The organism is Streptomyces sp. NPDC088762, assembly GCF_044750905.1.
In the GTDB taxonomy this organism is placed as follows: domain Bacteria; phylum Actinomycetota; class Actinomycetes; order Streptomycetales; family Streptomycetaceae; genus Streptomyces.
In genome coordinates this window covers 119,986-144,007 of record NZ_JBIVKT010000008.1, presented here as the reverse complement: position 1 = coordinate 144,007, position 24,022 = coordinate 119,986, and the positions used below count along the sequence as shown (strand labels likewise).

General features: G+C 72.6%; 25 protein-coding genes. 18 read left to right on the top strand and 7 right to left on the bottom strand.

The window, feature by feature from the left end:
* Positions 1-65 precede the first annotated feature (65 nt).
* The 12 genes from ACIP5M_RS20075 (at position 66) to ACIP5M_RS20020 (ending at position 11,909) form a co-directional block, all read left to right on the top strand.
* Entirely contained in the window at positions 66-989 is a 924-nt protein-coding gene (locus ACIP5M_RS20075; protein WP_401198780.1) for an ABC transporter permease, read from the top strand.
* 163 nt (positions 990-1,152) lie between these two features.
* Positions 1,153-2,076, top strand: a complete 924-nt coding sequence (locus tag ACIP5M_RS20070) for an ABC transporter permease (protein ID WP_401199080.1) — start codon at positions 1,153-1,155, stop codon at positions 2,074-2,076.
* Positions 2,077-2,088: 12 nt separating this feature from the next.
* A complete protein-coding gene (locus tag ACIP5M_RS20065; RefSeq protein WP_401198778.1) occupies positions 2,089-3,072 on the top strand; it encodes an ABC transporter ATP-binding protein in 984 nt (327 codons plus the stop codon).
* Positions 3,065-4,141 carry an ABC transporter ATP-binding protein gene (locus ACIP5M_RS20060; RefSeq protein WP_401198776.1) on the top strand — a complete coding sequence of 359 codons (1,077 nt, stop codon included), beginning with the start codon at positions 3,065-3,067 and terminating at the stop codon, positions 4,139-4,141. The genes ACIP5M_RS20065 and ACIP5M_RS20060 overlap by 8 nt, the downstream gene beginning before the upstream one ends.
* Positions 4,142-4,469: 328 nt before the next feature.
* The gene (locus ACIP5M_RS20055; protein WP_266934435.1) at positions 4,470-4,664 is read left to right on the top strand and encodes a hypothetical protein; all 195 of its coding nucleotides are present in this window, start codon (positions 4,470-4,472) and stop codon (positions 4,662-4,664) included.
* Positions 4,665-4,729: 65 nt separating this feature from the next.
* Positions 4,730-5,626, top strand: coding sequence for an N-acetyl-1-D-myo-inositol-2-amino-2-deoxy-alpha-D-glucopyranoside deacetylase (mshB, locus tag ACIP5M_RS20050; RefSeq protein ID WP_401198774.1), 897 nt, complete (start codon positions 4,730-4,732; stop codon positions 5,624-5,626).
* Positions 5,623-6,006: a DUF6113 family protein gene (locus ACIP5M_RS20045; RefSeq protein WP_401198772.1), complete on the top strand. Its 384-nt coding sequence runs from the start codon at positions 5,623-5,625 to the stop codon at positions 6,004-6,006. The genes mshB and ACIP5M_RS20045 overlap by 4 nt, the downstream gene beginning before the upstream one ends.
* Before the next feature lie 344 nt (positions 6,007-6,350).
* Positions 6,351-8,282, top strand: a complete 1,932-nt coding sequence (locus ACIP5M_RS20040; RefSeq protein ID WP_401198770.1) for a peptidoglycan binding domain-containing protein — start codon at positions 6,351-6,353, stop codon at positions 8,280-8,282.
* A 151-nt stretch (positions 8,283-8,433) separates the two neighbouring features.
* Positions 8,434-9,372, top strand: coding sequence for an ABC transporter ATP-binding protein (locus tag ACIP5M_RS20035; protein WP_401198768.1), 939 nt, complete (start codon positions 8,434-8,436; stop codon positions 9,370-9,372).
* Complete coding sequence (locus ACIP5M_RS20030) at positions 9,369-10,109, top strand: ABC transporter permease (protein WP_401198766.1); 741 nt, start codon at positions 9,369-9,371, stop codon at positions 10,107-10,109. Before ACIP5M_RS20035 ends, ACIP5M_RS20030 begins: the two co-directional genes overlap by 4 nt.
* A gap of 10 nt (positions 10,110-10,119) precedes the next feature.
* Complete coding sequence (locus tag ACIP5M_RS20025) at positions 10,120-11,295, top strand: sensor histidine kinase (RefSeq protein WP_401199078.1); 1,176 nt, start codon at positions 10,120-10,122, stop codon at positions 11,293-11,295.
* Positions 11,292-11,909 carry a response regulator transcription factor gene (locus ACIP5M_RS20020; RefSeq protein WP_401198764.1) on the top strand — a complete coding sequence of 206 codons (618 nt, stop codon included), beginning with the start codon at positions 11,292-11,294 and terminating at the stop codon, positions 11,907-11,909. Before ACIP5M_RS20025 ends, ACIP5M_RS20020 begins: the two co-directional genes overlap by 4 nt.
* Positions 11,910-12,382: 473 nt before the next feature.
* On the opposite strand, the gene ACIP5M_RS20015 is transcribed toward ACIP5M_RS20020, so the two are convergent.
* Both ACIP5M_RS20015 and ACIP5M_RS20010 read right to left on the bottom strand, forming a co-directional pair.
* On the bottom strand, positions 12,383-13,174 hold the full coding sequence (locus ACIP5M_RS20015; RefSeq protein ID WP_401198762.1) for a transglutaminase-like domain-containing protein: 792 nt from the start codon (positions 13,172-13,174) through the stop codon (positions 12,383-12,385).
* Entirely contained in the window at positions 13,171-14,157 is a 987-nt protein-coding gene (locus ACIP5M_RS20010) for a GNAT family N-acetyltransferase (RefSeq protein ID WP_401198761.1), read from the bottom strand. Before ACIP5M_RS20010 ends, ACIP5M_RS20015 begins: the two co-directional genes overlap by 4 nt.
* A gap of 117 nt (positions 14,158-14,274) precedes the next feature.
* Here ACIP5M_RS20010 and fdxA point away from each other — a divergent pair, with 117 nt between their 5' ends.
* Positions 14,275-14,604 (top strand): ferredoxin, encoded by a 330-nt coding sequence (gene fdxA / locus ACIP5M_RS20005; RefSeq protein WP_030713714.1) that lies wholly within the window; start codon positions 14,275-14,277, stop codon positions 14,602-14,604.
* A gap of 116 nt (positions 14,605-14,720) precedes the next feature.
* Positions 14,721-15,839, top strand: a complete 1,119-nt coding sequence (gene dapC / locus ACIP5M_RS20000; protein WP_401198759.1) for a succinyldiaminopimelate transaminase — start codon at positions 14,721-14,723, stop codon at positions 15,837-15,839.
* Between the two features lie 76 nt (positions 15,840-15,915).
* Here dapC and ACIP5M_RS19995 read toward each other — a convergent pair whose 3' ends face one another.
* A complete protein-coding gene (locus ACIP5M_RS19995) occupies positions 15,916-16,284 on the bottom strand; it encodes an ATP-binding protein (RefSeq protein ID WP_401198757.1) in 369 nt (122 codons plus the stop codon).
* A 365-nt stretch (positions 16,285-16,649) separates the two neighbouring features.
* Positions 16,650-17,636 (bottom strand): hypothetical protein, encoded by a 987-nt coding sequence (locus ACIP5M_RS19990; RefSeq protein ID WP_401198755.1) that lies wholly within the window; start codon positions 17,634-17,636, stop codon positions 16,650-16,652.
* Between the two features lie 86 nt (positions 17,637-17,722).
* On the opposite strand from ACIP5M_RS19990, the gene dapE reads away from it, so the two are divergent.
* Entirely contained in the window at positions 17,723-18,817 is a 1,095-nt protein-coding gene (dapE, locus tag ACIP5M_RS19985; protein WP_401198753.1) for a succinyl-diaminopimelate desuccinylase, read from the top strand.
* Here dapE and ACIP5M_RS19980 read toward each other — a convergent pair.
* Positions 18,814-20,040: an RNA-guided endonuclease InsQ/TnpB family protein gene (locus tag ACIP5M_RS19980; RefSeq protein WP_401198751.1), complete on the bottom strand. Its 1,227-nt coding sequence runs from the start codon at positions 20,038-20,040 to the stop codon at positions 18,814-18,816. The genes dapE and ACIP5M_RS19980 overlap by 4 nt on opposite strands.
* A gap of 191 nt (positions 20,041-20,231) precedes the next feature.
* On the opposite strand from ACIP5M_RS19980, the gene ACIP5M_RS19975 reads away from it, so the two are divergent.
* The gene (locus ACIP5M_RS19975; protein ID WP_401198749.1) at positions 20,232-21,077 is read left to right on the top strand and encodes a TIGR00730 family Rossman fold protein; all 846 of its coding nucleotides are present in this window, start codon (positions 20,232-20,234) and stop codon (positions 21,075-21,077) included.
* Positions 21,078-21,151: 74 nt separating this feature from the next.
* On the opposite strand, the gene folP is transcribed toward ACIP5M_RS19975, so the two are convergent.
* Positions 21,152-22,012, bottom strand: coding sequence for a dihydropteroate synthase (gene folP / locus ACIP5M_RS19970; RefSeq protein WP_401198747.1), 861 nt, complete (start codon positions 22,010-22,012; stop codon positions 21,152-21,154).
* A 76-nt stretch (positions 22,013-22,088) separates the two neighbouring features.
* Between folP and ACIP5M_RS19965 the strand changes: the two genes are divergently transcribed.
* Positions 22,089-22,439, top strand: a complete 351-nt coding sequence (locus ACIP5M_RS19965) for a DivIVA domain-containing protein (RefSeq protein ID WP_401198745.1) — start codon at positions 22,089-22,091, stop codon at positions 22,437-22,439.
* On the top strand, positions 22,436-23,035 hold the full coding sequence (locus tag ACIP5M_RS19960; RefSeq protein WP_401198743.1) for a DNA-3-methyladenine glycosylase I: 600 nt from the start codon (positions 22,436-22,438) through the stop codon (positions 23,033-23,035). The genes ACIP5M_RS19965 and ACIP5M_RS19960 overlap by 4 nt, the downstream gene beginning before the upstream one ends.
* On the opposite strand, the gene ACIP5M_RS19955 is transcribed toward ACIP5M_RS19960, so the two are convergent.
* Positions 23,032-23,835 carry an enoyl-CoA hydratase/isomerase family protein gene (locus ACIP5M_RS19955; protein ID WP_401198741.1) on the bottom strand — a complete coding sequence of 268 codons (804 nt, stop codon included), beginning with the start codon at positions 23,833-23,835 and terminating at the stop codon, positions 23,032-23,034. The genes ACIP5M_RS19960 and ACIP5M_RS19955 overlap by 4 nt on opposite strands.
* Positions 23,836-24,022 lie beyond the last annotated feature (187 nt).

Below are 24,022 nucleotides of genomic sequence, written 5' to 3'. Positions count from 1 at the left end.
GCGGATCGTACGGATCCGGGCCCCCCGCTCCCGCCGGGGGGCCCGCCGACACCCTGGAGCTCTCCATGGGACGCTATGTGATCCGGCGGCTGCTCCAGATGATCCCGGTGTTCATCGGCAGCACGTTCCTGATCTTCTTCATGGTCTACGCGCTCGGCGACCCGGTCGCGGCCCTCTTCGGCGACAAGGCCCCCGACCCCGCCACCGCCGCGCGCATCCGCAAGGACCTCTACCTCGACCGCCCCCTGTGGGCGCAGTACCTCCACTACATGGGCCAGGTCTTCCAGGGCGACTTCGGCACCGCCTTCAACGGCCAGAAGGTCACCGAGCTGATGGCCTCGTCCTTCCCCGTCACCCTGCGCCTGACCCTCGTCGCGATCGTCATCGAGATCCTGGTCGGCATCACGCTCGGCGTGATCAGCGGACTGCGCCGGGGCAAGGCCATCGACACCTCCCTGCTGGTCCTGACCCTCGTCGTGATCTCGGTGCCCACCTTCGTGACGGGCTACCTGCTCCAGTTCGTCTTCGGCTTCAAACTGCAGTGGGTCCGCTCCACCGTTTCCCCCGACGCCCCCTTCAACGAGCTGATCCTGCCCGGCGTCGTCCTCGCGCTCGTCTCCCTCGCCTACGTCACCCGGCTCTCGAGGACCTCCATCGCCGAGAACGTCAAGGCCGACTACGTCCGCACGGCCATCGCCAAGGGCCTGCCGCGCCGCCGGGTCATCACCCGCCACCTGCTGCGCAACTCCCTGATCCCGGTGGTCACCTTCATCGGCACCGACATCGGCGCCCTCATGGGCGGTGCCATCGTCACCGAGCGGATCTACAACATCCACGGCGTCGGCTACCAGCTCTACCAGGGCATCCTGCGCAACAACTCGCCCACGGTGGTCGGCTTCGTGACCATCCTCGTCATCGTCTTCGTGCTGGCGAACCTGCTCGTCGACCTGCTCTACGCGGTCCTGGACCCGAGGATCCGTTATGCGTGAGCCCGACCCCGACCCCGACCGTCCCGGCCTGCCCGAGCGCCCCGCGGCCCCCGCCCGGCCCGAACGCGCGGAGCGGGCCCAGAGCCCGGACAGCCACAGCCGCTACGACCCGCTCCAGCCCGGCGACCGCGAGGCGATCGCCCCCACCGGCCAAGGGGGAGCCATGGACCTCGCACTGGACGAGGCGGAGAGCCTGGAGAAGGCGCTCGACCCGCCGCCCGGAGCGGCCGGCCCCGGCGAGAAGGCCCGCTCGCTGTGGTCGGACGCCTGGCACCAGCTGCGCCGCAATCCGGTCTTCGTCTTCTCCGGGCTGCTGATCCTCTTCCTCGTCGTCATCGCGATCTGGCCGCAGCTCATCGCGAGCGGTGACCCGCTCCGTTGCGACCTGTCCAAGTCCCAAGGCGGGTCCGCCCCCGGCCACCCCTTCGGCTACGACACCCAGGGCTGCGACGTGTACACCCGCACCGTCTACGGCGCCCGCGCCTCCATCACCGTCGGCGTCTGCGCCACCCTCGGCGCCGCCCTGCTCGGCTCCGCGCTCGGCGGGCTCGCCGGCTTCTTCGGCGGATGGGGCGACGCACTCCTGTCCCGGGTCGCCGACATCTTCTTCGGCATCCCCGTGATCCTCGGCGGCCTGGTCTTCCTGTCCGTGGTCACCAGCACCACCGTCTGGCCCGTGGTCGGCTTCATCGTGCTGCTCGGCTGGCCCCAGCTCGCCCGCATCGCCCGCGGCTCGGTGATCACCGCCAAGCAGAACGACTACGTCCAGGCCGCACGGGCCCTGGGCGCCGGCAACGGCCGGATGCTGCTGCGGCACGTGGCGCCGAACGCCGTCGCCCCCGTGATCGTCGTCGCCACCATCGCGCTCGGCACCTACATCGCCCTGGAGGCCACCCTGTCCTTCCTCGGCGTCGGCCTGCGCCCGCCCACCGTCTCCTGGGGGATCGACATCTCCAACGCCGCCTCACAGATCCGCAACGCCCCGCACATGCTCCTCTATCCGGCCGGCGCGCTGAGCCTGACCGTGCTCGCCTTCATCATGCTCGGCGACGCGGTGCGCGACGCCCTCGACCCCAAGCTGCGCTGAGGAGCCCCGCACATGCTGCTCGAAGTCCGCGACCTGCACGTGGAATTCAAGACGCGCGACGGAGTCGCGAAGGCGGTCAACGGCGTCGACTACTCGGTGGACGAGGGCGAAACCCTCGCCGTGCTCGGCGAATCCGGCTCCGGCAAGTCGGTGACCGCCCAGGCGGTGATGGGCATCCTCGACACGCCGCCCGGCCGGATCACGGGCGGCGAGGTCCTCTTCAAGGGCCGTGACCTGCTGAAGATGAAGGAGGACGACCGGCGCAGGATCCGCGGGGCCGACATGGCCATGATCTTCCAGGACGCGCTCTCCTCCCTGAACCCCGTGCTGAGCGTGGGCGCGCAGCTCGGTGAGATGTACGAGGTCCACCGCGGGACCTCCCGCAAGGACGCCAGGGCCAAGGCGGTCGAGCTGATGGACCGGGTGAAGATCCCGGCGGCCAAGCAGCGGGTGGGGGACTACCCGCACCAGTTCTCGGGCGGCATGCGCCAGCGCATCATGATCGCGATGGCGCTGGCCCTGGAGCCCTCGCTGATCATCGCCGACGAACCGACGACGGCCCTGGACGTCACGGTCCAGGCCCAGGTGATGGACCTGCTGGCCGAGCTGCAGCGCGAGCTGCGCATGGGCCTCATCCTGATCACCCACGACCTGGGCGTCGTCGCCGACGTCGCGGACAAGATCGCCGTCATGTACGCGGGCCGGATCGTCGAGGCCGCCCCCGTCCACGAGATCTACAAGGCCCCCGCCCACCCGTACACGCGCGGACTGCTGGACTCCATCCCGAGGCTCGACCAGAAGGGCCAGGAGCTGTACGCCATCAAGGGCCTGCCGCCGAACCTCCTCGCCATCCCGCCCGGTTGCGCCTTCAACCCGCGCTGCCCGATGGCGCGCGAGGTGTGCCGTACGGACGTCCCGCCGCTCTACGAGGTGACCGACTCACCGGTGCCCCGGACCAGCGCCTGCCACTTCTGGAAGGAGTGCCTCCATGCCTGAGTCCCTTCTCGAAGTGAAAGACCTGGTCAAGCACTACCCGCTGACCCGGGGCATCGTCTTCCGCAAGCAGATCGGCGCGGTCAAGGCCGTCGACGGGGTCTCCTTCGACCTGCGCGCCGGTGAGACCCTGGGCATCGTCGGCGAATCCGGCTGCGGGAAGTCCACCGTCGCCAGGATGCTGGTCAACCTGGAACGGCCGACGGCGGGCGCGATCTCGTACAAGGGCGAGGACATCACCAAGCTGTCCGGGCGCGCCCTCAAGGCGGTGCGCCGCAACATCCAGATGGTGTTCCAGGACCCGTACACCTCGCTGAACCCGCGCATGACGGTCGGCGACATCATCGGGGAGCCGTACGAGATCCACCCCGAGGTCGCCCCGAAGGGCGACCGGCGGCGCAGGGTCCAGGAGTTGCTGGACGTGGTCGGGCTCAACCCCGAGTACATCAACCGCTACCCGCACCAGTTCTCCGGCGGCCAGCGCCAGCGCATCGGCATCGCCCGCGGCCTGGCCCTGCGCCCCGAGGTCATCGTGGCCGACGAGCCGGTCTCCGCACTGGACGTCTCCGTGCAAGCCCAGGTGATCAACCTGCTGGAGCGGCTCCAGAACGACTTCGACCTGTCCTACGTGTTCATCGCGCACGACCTGTCGATCGTGCGGCACATCTCCGACCGGGTCGGGGTCATGTACCTGGGCCGGATCGTCGAGATCGGCTCGGACACGCAGATCTACGACCACCCCACCCACCCGTACACGCAGGCCCTGCTCTCGGCCGTGCCGGTGCCCGATCCGGAGGCCCGCGCCCACCGCGAGCGGATCATCCTCTCCGGCGACGTGCCCTCCCCGGCCAACCCGCCGTCGGGCTGCCCCTTCCGCACGCGCTGCTGGAAGGCCCGGGAGCGGTGCGTGGTGGAAGTGCCGCTGCTCGTGGTCCCCGAGGCCTTCCCGTCCGGGCCGGCGGCGCATCCCTCCGCCTGCCACTTCGCGGCGGAGAAGCAGGTGGTCCCGCACTCGGAACCGCCGCCGGGGCCGCCGCCGGGGGCGCCGCCCGCTCCGCTGACGAAGGACTGACGGACCGATCATTTTTCGCCACCCGTGGATATGCCACGCCAACGCCGTTCACACGGGGGCAACTTGGCCGTTTCCGCACCGAGATGCAGGGCATGCAGCCTGGATGACGTGCGGCCGTGCGGGCGCCGACCGCCGGCCGGAGGGGCGTACAGGCCCCCCGGCCGGCCTCCCCCGTGACCCCGTCCGTGCGCGGCGTGCGCCCCTCGTGCTGCCGGATTTCGATCGATGCGCTGGCACGGATAGTTATGATCCGTAGCGCACGGTGGGTATGACTCCTGCCGAGCACGAATCGCGTACCGATGTCCGCTCGACGTGGAGGTGAAACGCCGTGGCACTCTCGATCTCGGCCGTGGTGCTGCTGGCGATCATCGTATTCCTGCTGGTCCGGAGGTCGGGCCTGAAGGCGGGACACGCGGTGGTCTGTGTGCTCCTCGGTTTCTACCTGGCGAGTTCCACCGTCGCCCCGACGCTCAGCCAACTCACGTCCAACGTGGCCAGCATGATCAGTGGGCTGAAGTTCTGAGCCCGCCTCCAGGGGGTGCCCGGCCGGTCGGTCCCGACCGGCGGGACACCCCCTAGGCTGGGCCCATGAACGGTCTTCCCGCCCGTCGTCTGCTCCTCGTGCACGCACACCCGGACGACGAGTCGATCAACAACGGCGTCACCATGGCCAAATACGCGGCCGAGGGCGCCCACGTCACCCTGGTGACCTGCACCCTCGGTGAGGAGGGGGAGGTCATTCCGCCCGGGCTCGCCCACCTGGCGGCCGACCGCGACGACGCGCTGGGCCCCCACCGCGTCGGCGAACTGGCCGCCGCGATGGCCGAACTGGGCGTCACCGACCACCGGTTCCTCGGCGGCCCCGGCCGCTTCCGGGACTCCGGGATGATGGGCGCCCCGCAGAACGACCGGCCGGAGGCCTTCTGGTCCGCCGACGTGGACGAGGCCGCCGCCCACCTCGTGGAAGTGATCCGGGAAGTGCGCCCGCAGGTGCTCGTCACCTACGACCCGGAGGGCGGCTACGGCCACCCCGACCACATCCAGGCCCACCGCGTCGCCATGCGCGCCGCCGAACTGGCCGCGGAGTCCGCCTACCGTCGCGACCTCGGCGAGCCGCACGCGATCGGGAAGGTCTACTGGAACCGCGTGCCCCTCTCGGTGGTCGAGGAGGGCTTCGCCAAGCTGCGCGCGGCCGGGGACGCCGCGCCCTTCCCGGGGCTGGCCTCGCCGCAGGACGTGCCCGGGGTCGTCGCCGACGAGCGGATCACGGCCGAGATCGGCGCCCCGGAGGAGTTCGTGGCGGCGAAGGCGGCCGCCATGCGCGCCCACGCCACCCAGATCGCTGTCGACGGGCCCTTCTTCGCCCTCTCCAACGACCTGGCGCAGCCGCTGTTCGCCCGTGAGTACTACGAACTCGTCGCGGGCCGCCCCGGCGCTCCGGCGGGCGAACGCGAGCACGACCTCTTCGCGGGGGTGACGGCGTGAGCGCGGCGCTGACGCCCGGGCGGATCGCCGCGTGCCTCGGCCTGCTGGTCGCGGGCGCGCTGACCGGCACGGCCGGCTGGCTGGTCGTCGACCTGTGGTTCCCCGGCGGCCTCGTGCTCGGGCTGCTCGCCGTCCTCGGGCTGTTCCTCGGAGGGCGGATCGCCCTCGGCGTCGGGCTCGGGGTGGGCGGGGCCGCGGCCGGCTGGTTCCTCTCGTACGTGGTGCTCGGCCTTCCGCGTCCCGAGGGGGATTTCATCCTCAGTTCTGCCGGAATGGGTATGTACGCATACCTTTTGGGGGGAACGGTCTTCGCTGTGATGTGCGCCACGATGCGCGGGCCGCTGGACCGGCCGGTTTCGGCCGCCCGTCCCGCCAAGTGACGTGGTGTCGGACCCCGTCGGGGGACCGGACTGCGGGGGCGCGCGGGGGGATCGGGGGGCGCTCGGAGACCGTTGGGCGGGCGCTATGAGGAATCCCTGATTCCCCGGGGTCAGTTGCGCACGGGCGGCGGCCAGTATGGTGGACGGGCCGCCGAGCTGCCCGCGCACGGTATGACGGGCGGCGGAGCCAACCGGGAGAAACTGCCTTGAGTCGTGAAACTGACAGTTCGTCCTCCGGGCCCCAGGGGCGCGGTGGAGCCGCCTACCCCTCGGGTACGCCGCCGTATGGAACCGGCCAGTACCCGTCCACGGACACTGCGGCGCACACCCCGGAGGAGAACGCTGTGACCTCGAAGTCGTCCACGCCCGATTCCGACGGGCCCAAGACCGAGACCACCCTGACGACCCGGATCCGGATCAACATCCCGGGTTCGCGGCCGATCCCGCCGGTGGTCGTCCGCAAGGCCGTGGGCAACGGCTCCGGCCCGGCGAGTGCCGAGCCCGAGGCGCGTCCGGCGGCCCCGCAGGGCCCCGAGCCGGCGTACGGCCCCGGGCGGGGCCCGGAGCCCGCGCCCGCGCAGCGGCCGAAGCCCGTGCCGACGCGGATCCAGGCCGAGGCGGAACCGGCCGCCCGAGACCAGGGCGGCCCGGCCGACGCCGAGGCGCCCGCCAGCAACTGGTTCGCTCCGCGCAAGGCGCCCACGCCCGCCCCCTCCCCGGCGCCCACGCCGCCGCCCGCTCCGGGCCCGGGCGCCGGCAGGGGCGCGCCCCCGGCTCCGGGCACGGGGGCCGGCCCCGCCGGTCCTGCGGCTCCGGGCGCCCGGGCGGGTGCCCCGCAGCCTCCGGCTCCGGTTCCCGGCGCCCGCGTGGGCGGCCCGCAGCCCCCGGCCGGGCCGGGCGCGGGTTTCGCACCGCCCGTCCGCACGCCCGCCCCGCCGGCCGCCGACTACGGCCAGGGCTTCGCCCAGGCCCCCGCCGGCCCCGGGGCCCCGCGCCCCGGCGGCCCGGGCGGCCCGGGTGTCGGCGCGACCCAGGGCTTCCCGGCGTACGGCTCCGGCCAGGAGGACGCCGGCCCCGTCACCGAGGCGTTCCCCGTGTACGGCACCCCGCCGGGCGGCACCCCGACCGGCCCCGCCGGCCCTGCCGGGCCCACGGGCGGCCCCGGCTTCGGGACCGGGCCCGTCGGCGCCCCCCTCCCCGAGGACGCGCCGCGCTGGCCCGGCCCCGAGGTGTCCGGCCCCGGCCCGGTACGGCCCTCCGTAGCCGCCCCCCGGCCCGAGCCCGCCGCCGCGCGCCCCGCGCCCGCACAGCAGAAGGGCACCGCCAAGCCCGCCAAGAAGGGCCGCTCCAAGCTGGTCCTCCTCGGTGGCGGCCTCGTGGCCCTCGTCGGCGTGGCCTACGGCGCCGGGCTGCTCCTGAACCACTCCGACGTCCCCAAGGGCACCACCGTGCTCGGCGTCGACATCAGCGGCAGCCGCGACGAGGCCGTGACCAAGCTCCAGACGGCCTTCGGCACCCGCGCCTCCGCCCCGCTGCAGCTCAGCGTCGGCGGCAAGCAGGTCGAGCTGAAGCCCGAGAAGGCCGGCCTGTCCCTGGACATGCAGACCACCGTCCGCAACGCGGCCGGCAGCGACTACAACCCGATCACCGTCATCGGCTCCCTCCTGGGCAACGAGCGCAGGGCCGACGCCGTGATGCCCGTCGACGAGGAGAAGCTCCAGGTCGCGCTCCAGGAGCTCGCGGGGACCGCCGGCACGGCCACCGAGGGCACCATCAAGTTCGACACGGGCAAGGCCGTGGCCGTCCCCGGCACCCCCGGCACCACCCTCGACGCGGACGCCTCCGCCGAGAAGGTCACCCAGGCCTTCCGCGACATGGTCGCCGACGGCAAGGCCGCCGTCGTGGAACTCCCGGTCACCACCAAGGCCCCGGCCATCGACCAGGCCGAACTGGACCGGGCCATGAAGGAGTTCGCCGAGCCCGCGATGTCCGCCAACGCCGTCGTCAAGATCGGCACCAAGTCCGTCCCCTTCGGCAGCAAGACCCTGCCGAAGATCCTCAGCATGCAGGCGGTGGACGGCCACCTCGTCGAGAAGTTCGACCTCGAAGCCCTCAAGGAGGGCTACGGCAACGCCTTCGACGGCATCCTGATCACCCGGGGCACCGGCGCCAAGACCCCGGTCACCCCGCAGGACGTGGCCGGCGCCCTCGGCAAGGCCCTGCGCGGCAAGACCACCGCCGAGCGGACCGTCGTCGTCGACACCAACGCCGGCTGAGCGGCCCCACCGCCGGACCCGACCGTGCCCCCGCCCCGGCCCCAAGGCCCGGGGCGGGGGCACTGTCACGTCCGCCGTATGACATCCGTCATCACGCACCCACGACGGCCGACACTGCCGCGCGAGGCCCCGTGCGGGCGAACCTTGGGCCATGACGACGACCACTGCGACACGCACCGCGCAGCCCGCCACCGACACCGTGGTGAGCTTCGAGAACGTGACCAAGAGCTACGGCACGGTCCGTGCGGTCGACGGCCTCTCCCTCGCGCTCCACCCGGGCGAGACCGTCGCGCTCCTCGGCCCCAACGGCGCCGGCAAGTCCTCCACCCTCGACCTCCTCCTCGGCCTGCGCCCCGCCGACTCCGGCTCCGTACGGCTCTTCGGCACCACCCCGCGCGAGGCCGTCGCCGCCGGCCGGGTCGGCGCGATGCTCCAGAGCGGCGGCCTGATGGAGGACGTGACCGTACGCGAACTCGTTGCGCTCGGCTGCGCCCTGCACCCCCGCCCGCACCCGGTCGACGAGGTGCTGGCCCGCGCCGGGGTCTCCGACATCGCCGGCCGTACGGTCAACAAGCTCTCCGGCGGCCAGGAGCAGCGCGTCCGCTTCGCCCTCGCCACCTGCGGGCACAACGACCTGATCGTGCTCGACGAGCCGACCACCGGCATGGACGTGACCGCCCGCCAGGCCTTCTGGGCCACGATGCGCGAGCAGGCCGCCCAGGGCCGCACGGTGCTCTTCGCCACCCACTACCTCGAAGAGGCGGACGCGATCGCCGACCGGGTGCTGGTCCTCAACAAGGGCCGCCTGCTGGCCGACGGCACCGCCGCCGAGATCAAGGCCCGCGCCGGCGCCCGGAGGATCTCCTTCGACCTGGACGTCCAGGACGCCGTGGACGAGCAGGTGCTCCGCGCGCTGCCCGCCCTCCGGTCCTGCGAGCGGCACGGCACGACCGTGCGGCTCCAGTCCTCCGACGCCGACGCGACCGTGCACGCCCTGTACGCGCTCGGGCTCTACCCCCGCAACCTGGAGGTCGCGGGCCTCGGCCTGGAACAGGCCTTCATCGCCCTCACCGAGGAGGCCTCCCAGTGAACGTCCTGATCAAGCTCGAGATCACCCGCGCCCTGCGCAACAAGAAGTACCTCTTCTTCACCGTGCTCTACCCGGCCGCCCTCTTCCTGATGCTCGGCGGCACCCTCGACGGCACCACCGCGGTCATGGGAACCGAACTGACCATGCCCGCCTTCTACATGGTCGCCATGGCCTCCTTCGGAGCCCTGACCGCCGTCCTCATGGGCAACAGCGAACGCATCGCCAAGGAGCGGGAGAAGGGCTGGGTCCGCCAGCTGCGGCTCACCGCCCTCCCCGGCCGCGCCTACGTCCTCGCCAAGACGGCCGGCGCCGGCGTCCTCTCCCTCCCCTCCATCCTGGTCGTCTTCGCGGTGGCGGCCGCCGTGAAGGACGTACGGTTCGAGGCCTGGCAGTGGCTCGCCCTCACCGGCGCCATCTGGGCCGGCAGCCTCGTCTTCGCCGCGCTCGGCGTGGCCATCGGATACCTGGCCGGCGGCGACAACGTCCGCCCGATCACGATGCTGTTCTACTTCGGCCTGTCGATCCTCGGCGGCCTGTGGATGCCCACGGCCGCCTTCCCGCAGTGGCTCCAGACCCTCGCGAGCTGGCTCCCCACCCACGCCTACGCCGGCCTCGGCCAGGCCATCGAGCTCGGTGGCGCGCCCCACGCCAAGGACGTGGCGATCCTCGCCGTGTACTTCGTACTGTTCACCGGTGCCGCCGCCTGGCTGTACCGCAAGGACTCACTGAAGGCATGAACCCGTGGCGCTGACGAAGGCAGATGAGGACCGGGGTTTCCCCGAGATCGCCAAACGGCCGGAGAGCCGGGCCCAGAAGGTGGTGAAGGCCCTCTGGATCAGCATCTGGCTCTTCTACCTGAGCGCGCCCGTCACCGACCTCGTCAGCGGCGGACACGGCCGCGGGGCCCGGCTGCTCGGAGGCCTGGGACTCGCGGCGTTCGTCGCCTGGTACCTGGTGCTGGTCTTCCGTACCGTCCGGCAGATGGCGGTCCCCCGGGTCCTGCTCTCCCTGGTGGTGCTCGCCACGCAGGCCACGGTCCTGTCGCTGAGCCTGGGCCGCGAATGGCTCGTGCTCTTCGTCTACGTGTCCATCTCCTCCGGCGCCGCACTGCCCGGGGAGATCTCCCGCTGGACGGTCCCCGGAGCGACCGCCCTGATGACGGCCACGGCCTTCGCGGTCCCGGGCGGCGACGCCTATCTGGCGGGCCTGCTCATCCCGGCCCTGATGGGCGGCTTCGCGATGGTCGGCGTCCGCGCGATGATCCGGACCACCATGGAACTGCGCGAGGCCCGGGCCACCGTGGCGCAGCTCGCCGCCAACGAGGAACGGCTGCGGATGGCCCGCGACCTGCACGACCTGCTGGGGCACTCGCTGTCGCTGATCACGCTCAAGAGCGAGCTGGCGGGGCGGATGCTGCCCGGGCAGCCGGAGGCCGCCGCCCAGCAGGTCGCCGACATCGAGCGGGTCAGCCGGCAGGCCCTGGTCGACGTACGCGAGGCGGTGAGCGGCTACCGGCGGCCCACCCTGCCCGGTGAACTCGCGGGCGCCCGCACCGCGCTGGCGGCGGCGGGCGTGGTGGCCGACCTCCCGCCGGAGCCGGCGGACGGCCTTGCGCCGCAACTCCCGGAGGAGGCGGAGTCGGCCCTGGCCTGGTCCCTGCGCGAGGCGGTCACCAACGTGGTCCGGCACAGCGGGGCGAAGCGGTGCACGGTCACGCTGACCGACCGCCAGACCCTGGCGGGCCGTTTCGTGGAACTGACGGTGGCGGACGACGGCTCGGGCGGCCCGGCCGCGCCGGCCGGCAACGGCCTGACGGGCCTGACGGAACGCCTGGAGGCGGTCGGCGGCAGCCTGTCGGCGGGCCCGGCCGGCAAGACCGGCTTCCGGCTGGTCGCCCGCGTCCCCCTAGGATCGGACTCATGACGGCAGCCCCCATCCGCATCCTCCTGGCGGAGGACCAGTCGATGGTCCGCGAGGCCCTCGCCGCACTGCTCGGACTGGAACCGGACATCGAGGTCCTGGCGCAAGTCGCCCGCGGCGACGAGGTGGTGGAGGCGGCCCGCGCACACGACGTGAACGTCGCGCTGCTGGACATCGAGATGCCGGGCCTGACCGGCATCGAGGCGGCGGCGGCCCTCCGCTCGGCCCTCCCCGGCATCCGGATCGTCATCCTGACCACCTTCGGGCGGCCCGGCTACCTGCGGGGCGCGATGGAGGCGGGCGCCTCGGCCTTCCTGGTCAAGGACGCGCCGGCCGCGCAGCTGGCGGAGGCGGTACGCAAGGTCCTGGCGGGGGAGCGGGTCATCGACCCCACCCTGGCGGCGGCGGCGCTCGCGGAGGGCGCGAACCCGCTGACCGACCGCGAACGGGAGGTGCTCCGGGCGGCGGAGTCCGGCGCGACCAACGCCGAACTGGCGGCGCGGCTCCATCTCTCTCCGGGCACGGTCCGCAACTACCTGTCGACGGCGATCCAGAAACTGGCGGCGCGCAACCGCGCCGAAGCGATCCGCGCAGCCCGCGACAAGGGCTGGCTCTAGCCCCCGGGGCTCCGCCCCAGCCCCCGCGCCTCACCCGCCGGCGAGGCCGGTTTGCCTCCGGCGGCGCCTCAAACGCCGGCGAGGCTGGATTTCGGCTGCTGCCGTCCGCTGGGTGCGGCTGAAGTGCCGACAGGGCACCTTGGCGGCCCGGGCCCGTCCAGCCCCGCCGGCGTTTGAGGCGCGGGTCTGGGCGGAGCCCAGGAGTCTGAGCCGCACGGGCCGGACGGCAGTGGGCACCTCCAGCCTCGCCGGCGTTTGAGGCGCGGGTCTGGGCGGAGCCCAGGAGTGCCAGCCGCACGGGCCGGATGGCAGCGGCCCCCTCCAGCCTCGCCGGCGTTTGAGGCGCGGGTCTGGGCGGAGCCCAGGAGTCCCAGCCGCACGGGCCGGACGGCAGTGGGCACCTCCAGCCTCGCCGGCGTTTGAGGCGCGGGTCTGGGCGGAGCCCGGGGGCCCCGCGCAAGCGGTAACCCGGGTCAGTTCAGCAGAGCGCGAGCGGAAACGGCCTCGGCGCGGATCCGGGCCGCCGTCGCGGAGTCCACCGCGTCCACCACCCCCGCGTACGCGTCGAGTTCCGCAGCCCCCTCCTGGAAGGAGCCCCGCTCCACGAGCAGCCGCGCCCGCTCGTACCGCAGCGACGCGGGATGGGAGGGGAGCAGCAGCGACAGCTCCAGCGCCCACAGGGCGACCCCCGACTGCTCCGGCCGGGCCGAGGCCCACGCGCGGATGTTGTTCAGGATCCGCAGCACGATGTCCAGCGTCCGCGCAGGAGTACGAGGCGCCGCCGCCAGCTCCGCCGGCCCCGCCCCCAAAGACGCGCCGCCCGCGAACGGATCCACCACCACGCCCTCCTCCGGGTCGCCGAAGCCCACCACGAAGTGCCCCGGCAGTCCCAGCCCGTACACCGGAGCCCCCGCCCGCCGGGCGACCTCGAGCCAGACCACCGACAGGAGGATCGGCAGGCCGCGCCGCCGCCGCAGCACCTCGTGCAGCAGCGAGGACGACAGCTTGTCGTAGTCCGCCGGGGTGCCGTGGAAACCGAGCTCCCCGCCCAGCAGCCGCGTCACCGCCGACGCCCACGCCCGCCCGCCCCGCAGCCCGTACGGCAGCATCCCGGCCAGCCGGTCCAGCTCGATCTGCGCCCAGTCCAGCCCCCGCTCGTCCAGCTCCGGATCCGCCTCCATCGCCAGCAGCAGGCACAGCAGCGACAGGTCCGGCCGCTCCGAGCGCGCCTCCGCCGCGAACCGCTCCCGCGAGGACGGGCTCACCGCGCCGCCCGGTAGTGGTGGTAGGCGTGGTGCGTCACGAAGCCCAGCCCGTCGTACAGGCCGCGCGCCCCCGCGTTGTCCGTCTCCACCTGGAGCCACGCCGCCGAGGCACCCTCCTCCAGCGCCCGCCGCGCGAGCGCCGCCATCACCGCCGTCGCCAGCCCCTCCCGCCGGTGCGCGGGATCGACCGTCACCGCCGCGAAACCGGCCCACCGGCCGTCCACCACGCACCGCCCGATCGCCCGGCCGCCGGCCAGCGACGCGAACCACACCGACGGCCCGGCCACCAGTACCCGCCGTGCCACCTCCGGGTCGGTGACCTTCCCGTAGCGCCCCAGCCACTCCTCGTCCGGGGTACGGGTCAGACGTACGGCCCCGGCCGCGGGCGCGTCCACGTCGCCGACCGGTGCCAGCGCCCCGGTCCGTACCTCCGCCGACACCTCGGCCGCCCAGCCGCGCCGTTCCAGCTCCGCGATCAGCAGCTCCTGGGTGCCGACGGCCCCCGTCGCGGCCTGCACATACGCCGGAAGGTCCCGTTCCGCGTACCAGGAGGTCACTCGCGCGAGTGCATCGTCCAGCGGTATCCCCGGCTCGCCGACCGGCAGCACCGAATTGGCCCGCCGGGTGAACCCGGCGGCCGCCCGCAGCGTCCACTCGCCCAGCCGCTCGCTCTCCAGCGGCTGCCAGGACCGCGCCGCGACCCGCGCCAGCTCCTCGAAGGAGGCCGCGGGGCCCCGCCGACGGGCCGGCGCGGCGGGCACGACCTTGCCCGCCACCAGCGAGGATTCCGCGATGCGGACGGACTTGCCGTTCTTTTGTGTGATCAGCAGCACACCTTCGGTCCAGGATGTGAGAACCCCTACCGTGTCCATGAACGCGGGTGCCCCGCCCGGCCCGTGCTCCACCCGTCGTACGGAGACGCGCTTACCCACGTCAGCTGGGGTAATACGGACCTCCAGCAGTCCACCGGCAGTGATTTCCACAGCTCTGTCCGCCCCTCCTGTTCGGATCGTGCCCGGGAACGGAGATACTAGGTGCGGGCATCGACGACGCCGCGCTCCCGCGCGATATGGAAAGCCCTACCGAGGAGGAACGAGAGCGTGACCTACGTCATCGCGGAGCCTTGTGTCGACGTCAAGGACAAGGCATGCATCGAAGAGTGCCCCGTCGACTGCATCTACGAGGGCCAGCGGTCCTTGTACATCCACCCGGACGAGTGCGTCGACTGTGGTGCGTGTGAGCCGGTCTGCCCGGTCGAGGCCATCTTCTACGAGGACGACACTCCGGAAGAGTGGAAGGACTACTACAAGGCGAACGTCGAGTTCTTCGACGAGCTCGGTTCGCCCGGTGGCGCTTCCAAGCTGGGCCTGATCGAGCGCGATCACCCCTTCATCGCTGCGCTGCCCGCCGGCATCAACGGCGAGCACTGACCTTTTCAGGCAGACGCGCCCCTCGGTCCCGTACGGCCTTCCCGCCGCACGGGACCGAGGCGTTTTCCGACCCGCACCCCCGCCCCGAACCGGCACTCAGAGAGAGCAGAGACACCGTGGCCGCAGTATCCGACCGTCTTCCCGCCTTCCCCTGGGACAAGCTGGAGCCGTACAAGGCCACGGCGGCGGCCCACGCGGACGGCATCGTCGACCTGTCGGTCGGCACCCCCGTGGACCCGGTGCCGCAGCTGATCCAGCGGGCCCTGGTCGAGGCCGCCGACTCCCCGGGCTACCCGACGGTGTGGGGCACGCCCGCCCTGCGCGACGCGATCACGGGCTGGCTGCGCGGCCGCCTCGGCGCGAGCGCCGCCGGGCACCGCAACGTCCTGCCGGTCGTCGGCTCCAAGGAGCTGGTGGCCTGGCTGCCGACCCAGCTGGGCCTGGGCGCCGGCGACAAGGTGGCGTACCCCCGGCTCGCCTACCCGACGTACGAGGTCGGTGCGCGGCTGTGCGGCGCCGAGGCCGTGGTCTACGACGCTGAGACATTTGCGAGTGACCCCGCGGGCACGGAGCTCGACCCGGCCGGCGTTAAGCTGCTGTGGCTCAACTCCCCCTCCAACCCCACCGGAAAGGTCATCCCGAAGGAAGACCTGGTCCGGATCGTGGCCTGGGCGCGCGAGCACGGCATCCTGCTCTTCAGCGACGAGTGCTACCTGGAGCTGGGCTGGGAGGCCGAGCCCGTCTCCGTCCTCCACGACGACGTCTGCGGCGGCTCGTACGAGGGCATCGTCGCCGTCCACTCCCTCTCCAAGCGGTCCAACCTGGCCGGCTACCGCGCGGCCTTCATCGCCGGCGACGCGGACGTGCTCGGCGAGCTGCTGGAGATCCGCAAGCACGGCGGCATGATGACCCCTGCCCCCGTGCAGGCGGCCACCGTCGCGGCGCTCGGCGACGACGCGCACGTCGAGGAGCAGCGCGCCCGCTACGCCGCCCGGCGCACGGCGCTGCGCGCGGCCCTGGAGGCGCACGGCTTCCGCGTCGAGCACAGCGAGGCCAGCCTCTACCTGTGGGTGACCCGCGACGAGCCTTGCTGGGAGACGGTCGCCTACCTCGCGGACCTGGGCATCCTGGTCGCGCCCGGCGACTTCTACGGCGAGGCGGGCGCGCGGTTCGTGCGCGTGGCCTTCACCGCCACCGACGAGCGGGTCGAGGCGGCCGTCAAGCGGCTCGGCTGACCGTCCGAACAGCCCGAAGGGGCCGGGAGTTCGCGCTCCCGGCCCCTTCGGCGTTCACCCGACGGCTCTACGGTGATCAGCCGCCGAGCGGCAGGCCACCGGGCAGCCCGCCGAGACCACCCGGCAGTCCGCCCGGCAGGCCCTCGCCCAGGGCGGGCAGCGTGCTCGCCGGCAGCTCCTGCGCGGCGGGCAGCTCCTGGGTGGCGGGCAGGCCGCCCAGCAGGCCGCCCGCGGTGCCGGCCACGTCGGCGGCGGGAGCGGCCGCGGGGACGGCCTCGACGGCGCTGCTCGCGGTGTCCGTGGCCACGTGCGTCGCTGCCGTGGCGGCCGCGGCGTCGGGGGCGTCCGCGGCGCTGGCCGCGCCGGCCGCACCGACCACGGGCGCTGCCCCGGCTGCGAGGAGCAGCGCGGCACGGGCGATCCGACGGGTCAGGGGGAGGGACATGATGCTCCTAAGCGGTAGCGGCTGAGTACGCCGTGTACAACCGCTCAGGGGGCGGGTGGAGTTGCGGAGGCGTTAGGTAAAGGATGGGCAACGCATCTTTTAATCGGCTTCCGCGACAAGCGCATTGGATGCGCGCTCACCAGGCGTTCTGTGCCTCCCGGCCCCCCGCCGCCGACCGCGGCAGCCACCCCCGCAGGAGTGACGCCTCGTACGCCCGGCCGGACTGTTCCCGGGCCGTGTCCTCGAAGTCCCGCCGCCTGCGCGGCGTGGTCCGGCCCGCACGCTCCCCGGGTCGTGTCGTCAAAATCCCGCCTGGCCGGAGGGGCCCGCCCTTCGGGCGGCCGGCGCCACTGTGACGACACTCCCTAGCGGGCGATGAAGATCCGCACCTCGCCCGGCCCCGCGTTGTGCGGGTCCCCGTCGCCGTCCTTGGCGCCGGTGCCGCCCTTGAACTGCCACTCGTCGCCGTCCCGGCCCGAGACCCACCCGCGCATGCCGTACGAGACCCGCGCGATGCCCAGCTCCCGCGCGTGCGCCACCGCCCAGTGCGCCATCGCCCGGCCCCGGCGCGCCTCGGCCGCCGCGCCGCCCTCCGGCTTCAGCTGAACGCTGACCTCGGCCTCCCGGATCGGGCGGCCGGGCGCCGACCGGCCGCCCGGCGCCCCGTCCCGCACCTCGTGCAGCGCCTCCTTGCCGAAGGCCCGCTCCAGCTCCGCCTTGACCTTCGCCGGATCGCCCGGCGCCGCAGGGGCCGGCCCGGAGCACGTCAGCGTGGCCGTGCCGTTGTCGCCGAAGGCCGCCGTCACGACCGTCGCGTCCGTCTCGTGCTTCGCGTACGCCTGCGGGAACCCGCTGAGCTGTACCTTCTGCGCGGCCACCGTCAGCGGGAGCCGCGTGTACCCCTTGATCTCGGCGAGCCGGTCGTAGAAGATCCCGGCCGAGTACACCGGGTCCATGATCTGCTCCGGGGTCCCCCACCCCTGCGAGGGCCGCTGCTGGAACAGCCCGAGCGAATCCCGGTCCCCGTGGTCGAGATTGCGCAGCGCCGACTCCTGCATCGCGGTGGCCAGCGCGATCGTCACGGCGCGGTCCGGCAGGCCCTTGGCGATCCCGACCGCCGCTATCGTCGCGGCGTTGGCGGCCTGCTCCGGAGACATCTCGTACGACTGCACGGTGCCCTCGGAGGCCGAACCCGCCCCGGTCGCCCTGGCCGTGCAGTACGGGGCGCCCATCCCGCCGTTGGAGTACCGCTGCACGGCGAAATAGCCGATCACCGCGATCAGGACGAGCAGACCGAGGCCCATACGGGACAGCCTGCGGCGACGGGGGCGAGGATCACGGGTCTCGGACACGCGGCCCACCGTACTTGAGGCATATGACGCGTCCACCGTCCGGACGCACCAGGCTGCGCCCCGGCCCGGGGCGTTAGGGTCGGTTCATGCCCGAATCCGAGCTGGACCTCACCCTGGACGCCGCCGAGCTGACCGCCCGGCTCGTCGACATCCCCTCCGTGAGCGGCGACGAGAAGGTGCTCGCCGACCTCGTGGAAAGCGCCCTGCGGGGCCTGCCCCACCTCACCGTGGACCGCTTCGGCAACAACGTCGTGGCCCGCACGCGGCTCGGCCGCGCCGAGCGCGTCGTACTCGCCGGCCACCTCGACACGGTGCCCATCGCCGACAACGTCCCCTCCCGCCTCGACGAGAACGACGTGCTGTGGGGCTGCGGCACGACCGACATGAAGTCCGGTGTCGCCGTACAGCTGCGCATCGCTGCGACCGTGCCCGAGCCGAACCGGGACCTCACCTTCGTCTTCTACGACCAGGAGGAGGTCGCCGCCGACCTCAACGGCCTCGGCAAGGTCGCCGCGGCCCACCCCGACTGGCTGGCCGGAGACTTCGCGGTGCTCCTGGAGCCCTCCAACGCCGAGGTCGAGGGCGGCTGCCAGGGCACCCTGCGCGTCCTGCTCCGCACGAAGGGCGAGCGCGCCCACTCCGCGCGCAGCTGGATGGGCTCCAACGCCATCCACTCCGCGAGCCCGATCCTGGCCCGGCTGGCGGCGTACGAGCCGCGCAGGCCGGTCATCGACGGCCTGGAGTACCACGAGGGCCTCAACGCGGTCCGCATCGAGGGCGGCGTCGCCAACAACGTCATCCCCGACGCGTGCACGGTGACGGTCAACTTCCGCTACGCCCCGGACCGCAGCGAGGCCGACGCCATCGCCCACGTCCGGGAGGTCTTCGCGGACTGCGACATCGACGAGTTCGTCGTGGACGACTCCTCTCCCGGAGCCCTCCCCGGCCTCTCCCACCCGGCCGCCGCGGCCTTCATGGAGGCCGTCGGAGGCCAGGCCATGCCCAAGTTCGGCTGGACGGACGTCTCCCGCTTCAGCGCCCTCGGCGTGCCGGCGGTCAACTACGGCCCGGGCGACGCCCTGCTGGCCCACAAGGTCGACGAACGGGTCGAGACGAAGGCGATCCTGCACTGCGAGGAACGACTCCGCGCCTGGCTGACCTCGTCACCTGCCCGTCCCTAAGGGGCAAGGCTTGCGTTGCGGCGCATCACTGGCTGTGGTGCGCTGCCCGCGTCCGGCCATCTCTCGATGGCTGGGGCCGGTGACGGGGCCCCGCGTCGCCACACCATCTGCGCGCGTGCGCGGATGTTGCGGGAGCCGTTGCGGTCTGCGTGATCAACGAATCCGCAGGACCGGCACGCGAACAGGGCTTGTGACACCCGGTTCGCTTTGTCCATGTGCCGGCACTGGGAGCAGGTGCGCGAGGTGTACGCCGGGTCGACGTACACGACGGGCACGCCTGCCCGGCGGGCCTTGTAGGCGATGAACTCTCCAAGCTGGGCGAAGGCCCACGAGTGGAGCGTGGCCCGTTGGGGCTTGCGGAGCCGTGCCCGCACGCGGATGCCGGTCAGGTTCTCCAGACCGATTCCGCGTCCGGTGCGTTCAGCCTCGGCCACGATGTGTTTGGCGATTTTGTGATTGATGTCCCGGGTGCGCCGGGCCTCTTTGCGGCGGCGGCGCCGGATGCGCCGCCGTGCGGCCTTGGTGCCTTTGCGCCGGAGTTTGCTTCGTAGGTACCGCTCACGCTTCCTGAGGCGGTTGAGCTGCCGTCCTGCCATGATCTCGCCGTCGCTCGTCGTGGCGATGTTCACGATGCCCAGGTCCACGCCGAGGAAATCCGTGGGATCCGCATTCGGGGCGGCCTCGGGCACCTCGCAGGTGGCGGAGAGATACCAGGAACCATCGCGATGAATCAGATCCGATTCGCCTCGGCGGTACGCGGCGATCGTCTCCAGCTGCACGGCGCTACCCGTGTAGGACACCCCCTTGAGCCGCCCGCCGGTGGTCCAGATCGAGACGGTGCGCGACTCGGTCTGCCAGGACAGCATGCGGTCGTCGTAGGGCTGAGCAGCCTCCGCACGGAAGGCGAGCGGCCTTTCCGTCGCGCGCCGGCGGTGCGCTGAGCCTGGCAGTCCGAGGTTCCCTGCTCGTGTGTTCGAGATGAGCGTGGCGTATGCGTCGGCAACCTTCTTGATCACGTGCTGGGCGGCCTGCGCGCCCAACCCCCAACGGGCTTTGACCTCGCAGTACGTGTGCTTCCGCAGGTCGAAATTCCGGAAGACCTTCCGGTCGAAGGCTGACTCCGCCACCCATGAGGCCGCTTCGTTGCATGCGTGCAGGGTCAACGCCAGTGCCGACGCCTGGGAGGGCGTCGGCAGGAGCTTGACCTGCACCACCAGCTTCATGAGACGTGAAGCTATGCGGCCGTGCGCCCGTGCGTTCGCCGCTCTTCCGCTCCCCACCGGTTTTGGTGAAGAGCGGGGCGTCTGTTCGTTTCGCGAGTCCGTCCGGCCACGCCAGTAACCCGCCGAGTTCCGATTTTCGTCACTCCCCTGTGTCTACCCTTGGCCGAACGATCAGCAGGAGGGAGCACATCATGGGCAACCACCGCAATTCCGACGGGTACGCCCGTCGCCGGCCCGAGGAGCAGCAGCTCGGGCCGGTGCTGAGGAGGCGGAGCCAGGTGCAGGCGGGCAGTACGACGGACCAGCGGCTGCTGGATTCGGCCGGGCCCTCCGAGTGGGTGCACACCGATCCCTGGCGGGTCCTGCGCATCCAGTCGGAGTTCATCGAGGGCTTCGGCACGCTCGCCGAGCTGCCGCCGGCCATCAGCGTGTTCGGCTCGGCCCGCACCCCGGTGGACTCGCCGGAGTACGACGCGGGCGTGCGGATCGGGCGCGCGCTCGTCGACGCCGGTTTCGCCGTGATCACGGGCGGCGGCCCGGGCGCCATGGAGGCCGCCAACAAGGGCGCGCGGGAGGCCAACGGCATCTCCGTCGGCCTGGGCATCGAGCTGCCGTTCGAGCAGGGGCTGAACGAGCACGTCGACCTGGGGCTGAACTTCCGCTACTTCTTCGTCCGCAAGACGATGTTCGTGAAGTACAGCCAGGGCTTCGTGGTCCTGCCGGGCGGGCTCGGCACGCTGGACGAGCTGTTCGAGGCGCTGACCCTGGTGCAGACCCGGAAGATCACCCGCTTCCCGATCGTGCTGTTCGGCACGGAGTACTGGAGCGGGCTCGTCGACTGGCTGAAGAACACGGTGATCGCGCAGGGCAAGGCCTCCGAGTTCGACCTGCTCCTCTTCCACGTCACGGACGACGTGGAAGAGGCGGTGACGCTGGTCAGCAAGGAGGTCGGCGAGGGCTCCAACGAACGCGCCGCCCTCGGCGCCACCGAGGAACTGGCCCGGGAGGCCGGCGACCAGGGAGGGTCGCCGAAGTAGCGCCGGCCGGCCGAAGGCCGGTCAGGCGGCCTCGGGCCACCCGACCCGGGGCCGCCGCCCGGCCGGCGGGGCGGTCAGGCCAGGCCGCGGCGGGCGACCGCCGGGGGCCGGTGGCCCTGGATCGAGCGGACCATGTCGAGGATCTGGAGGGTTTCCGCGACCTCGTGGACGCGGTAGACCTGCGCGCCCAGCCAGGCCGAGACGGCCGTCGTGGCCAGCGTGCCCAGCAGGCGCTCCTTGACCGGCTTGTCGAGGGTCTCGCCGACGAAGTCCTTGTTCGACAGGGACACCAGGACCGGCCAGCCCGTCGCCGTCATCTCCTCCAGCCGGCGCGTGGCCTCCAGGGAGTGGCGGGTGTTCTTCCCGAAGTCGTGGCCCGGGTCGATCATGATCGCGTCGCGCCGGACGCCGAGCGCCGCGGCCCGCTCCGCGAGGCCGACCGTGACGCGCAGGATGTCGGCCATGACGTCGTCGTACGCGATCCGGTGCGGGCGCGTGCGCGGCTGCGCGCCGCCCGCGTGGGTGCAGACCAGGCCGGCCCCGTGGCGGGCGGCCACCTCGGCGAGCTTCGGGTCCACCCCGCCCCACGCGTCGTTCAGGAGGTCGGCCCCGGCTTCGCACACGGCCTCGCCGACCTCGTGCCGCCAGGTGTCCACGCTGATCACCACGTCCGGGTGGCGGCGCCGCACCTCGGCCACGAAGCCGACGGTGCGCCGGGCCTCCTCGGCCGCGTCCACGTGCTCACCCGGGCCCGCCTTGACCCCGCCGATGTCGATGATCGCGGCGCCCTCGGCCACCGCCTGCTCGACCCGGTCCAGCGCCGGCTCGTCGCGGAACGTCGCGCCCTGGTCGTAGAAGGAGTCCGGCGTCCGGTTCACGATGGCCATGATCACCGGCTCGTGGGTGTCGAACTCGCGCCTGCCCAGTCGCAGCATCCTGCTCTTTCCTCCTTCGGCGACCCTTGCGCCTCGCTTGCGACCTTAACCTGGTGGCCGGAGTCTCTCAGGGGAGTTGATCGTGTTCTTCTTCTTGATGATCGCGCTGGTCGTGGTCGTGGCAGCGGTCACCCTGGCGGTGATCGGCGGCGGCTCGGAGGCCGTCCTGCCGGAAGCGGAGCCGGACCGGGTGGCCGACGGGCTGCCGGAGACCCGGCCCGTCACGCGGGCGGACGTCGACGCGCTGCGGCTGCCGGTCGCCCCGCGCGGCTACCGGATGGCCGAGGTGGACGACGTACTGGAGCGGCTGGCCGCGGAGCTGGCCGAGCGGGACGCGCGGATCGCGCAGCTGACCGCGGGTGCGGCGGCCGCCGCGGGCGCCCCGGCCGACGCCCCCGTCGACCTCGTCAAGCGGGGTGACGCATGAGCGGCACGCTGGCGGGAGCGGACGGGCGGCTGCGCTGCCCCTGGGCGCTGGCGACGGAGGAGTACGTCCTCTACCACGACACGGAGTGGGGCCGTCCGGTCCACGGGGACGACGCCCTGTACGAGCGGCTGTGCCTGGAGGCCTTCCAGTCGGGGCTGTCCTGGCTGACGATCCTGCGGCGGCGGGAGGGATTCCGTAAGGCCTTCTCGGACTTCGGGATCGCGAAGGTGGCCGCCTTCGACGAGCGGGACGCGGAGCGGCTCCTCGCCGACGAGGGGATCATCCGCAACCGGGCCAAGATCGAGGCGACCCTGGCCAACGCCAAGGTCCTGGCCGGGTGGAAGCCGGGCGAGCTGGACGAACTGATCTGGTCGTACGCCCCGGAGGAGCCGGGCCCGGCCCCCAGGGCGATCACCGAGGTCCCGGCGGTCACCCCGGAGTCCATCGCCCTGGCCAAGGCGCTGAAGAAGGCGGGCATCCGGTTCGTGGGTCCGACGACCGCCTACGCCCTGATGCAGGCCTGCGGGCTGGTCAACGACCACCTGGCCGACTGCACCTCGCGCGAGCCCGGGCCCGGGCTGATCCGTACCCCCTAGCGCCCCAGGTACTTCGGCGGCTGCTTGGTGAGGAAGGCCTGGACGGCGATGGAGTGGTCCTCGGAGGCGCCCGCGCGGGTCTGGAGGACGTCCTCGTGGGCCAGGGCCTCGGGAAGGGAGTGGGCCGCGCCGTACGCCAGGGACTCCTTCAGCGCGGCGTACGCGACGGTGGGGCCCGAGGCCAGCGCGCGGGCCACGGCCTCGGCCTCGGCGTGCAGGGAGTCCGAGGGGACCAGGCGGTTGGCGATGCCGAGCTCGTAGGCCTCCTGGGCCTTGACCGAGCGCGGGAAGAGCAGCAGGTCACTGGCGCGGGAGGCGCCGATCAGCCGGGGCAGGGTCCAGGAGACCCCGGAGTCGGCGGTGAGCGCCACCCCCGCGAACGCGGTGGTGAAGGAGGCGGTGTCCGCGACGACCCGGAAATCCGCCGCCAGCGCGAACCCGAAGCCCGCCCCGGCCGCGACGCCGTTCACCCCGGCCACCACCGGCTTCGGCATTTCGGTGAGGGCCCGCACGATCGGGTTGTAGTGCTCGGAGACCGTGCTCATCGTGAGGGAGGAGCCGCTCTCGCGGTCCGCCGCGAGGTTCCCGATGTGCTCCTTGAGGTCCTGGCCCACGCAGAACGCCCGGTTTCCGGCGGCGGTGAGCAGGACGGCCCGGACCGCCGGGTCGGCGGCCGCCGCCTGGACCGCGTCGCGCAGGGCGACCTTGGCCTCGGTGTTCATGGCGTTCATCGCGTCGGGGCGGTTGATCGTGACGGTGGCGAGTCCGTCGGTCACTTCGTAGAGCACGCTGTCGGCCATGGCAGGGGGTCCCCCTTCGTCGCGGGATGGCTACCGGCCGGTATCGGCCGGTGCAAGGGCCAGCATGGCGGACCGCGCCGCATGCGCACATGTGATGTGCGTCAAAGAAAGCGGAGGCCGTACTCCGGGTGCGGCGGCGAAGTATCGCAGGCGGGTCCCCGAAATGAGTGGTTTTGGTCGAGCGCGT

Coding starts and splice junctions, on each gene's coding strand:
- dapE (WP_401198753.1), top strand. CDS start 17,723: ATGCCCGAATCCGAGCTGGACCTCACCCTGGACGCCGCCGAGCTGACC.
- ACIP5M_RS19980 (WP_401198751.1), bottom strand. CDS start 20,040: ATGAAGCTGGTGGTGCAGGTCAAGCTCCTGCCGACGCCCTCCCAGGCG.
- ACIP5M_RS20070 (WP_401199080.1), top strand. CDS start 1,153: ATGGACCTCGCACTGGACGAGGCGGAGAGCCTGGAGAAGGCGCTCGAC.
- mshB (WP_401198774.1), top strand. CDS start 4,730: ATGAACGGTCTTCCCGCCCGTCGTCTGCTCCTCGTGCACGCACACCCG.
- ACIP5M_RS20060 (WP_401198776.1), top strand. CDS start 3,065: ATGCCTGAGTCCCTTCTCGAAGTGAAAGACCTGGTCAAGCACTACCCG.
- ACIP5M_RS19955 (WP_401198741.1), bottom strand. CDS start 23,835: ATGGCCGACAGCGTGCTCTACGAAGTGACCGACGGACTCGCCACCGTC.
- folP (WP_401198747.1), bottom strand. CDS start 22,012: ATGCTGCGACTGGGCAGGCGCGAGTTCGACACCCACGAGCCGGTGATC.
- ACIP5M_RS20075 (WP_401198780.1), top strand. CDS start 66: ATGGGACGCTATGTGATCCGGCGGCTGCTCCAGATGATCCCGGTGTTC.
- ACIP5M_RS20065 (WP_401198778.1), top strand. CDS start 2,089: ATGCTGCTCGAAGTCCGCGACCTGCACGTGGAATTCAAGACGCGCGAC.
- ACIP5M_RS20035 (WP_401198768.1), top strand. CDS start 8,434: ATGACGACGACCACTGCGACACGCACCGCGCAGCCCGCCACCGACACC.
- ACIP5M_RS19975 (WP_401198749.1), top strand. CDS start 20,232: ATGGGCAACCACCGCAATTCCGACGGGTACGCCCGTCGCCGGCCCGAG.
- ACIP5M_RS19960 (WP_401198743.1), top strand. CDS start 22,436: ATGAGCGGCACGCTGGCGGGAGCGGACGGGCGGCTGCGCTGCCCCTGG.
- ACIP5M_RS19995 (WP_401198757.1), bottom strand. CDS start 16,284: ATGTCCCTCCCCCTGACCCGTCGGATCGCCCGTGCCGCGCTGCTCCTC.
- ACIP5M_RS20020 (WP_401198764.1), top strand. CDS start 11,292: ATGACGGCAGCCCCCATCCGCATCCTCCTGGCGGAGGACCAGTCGATG.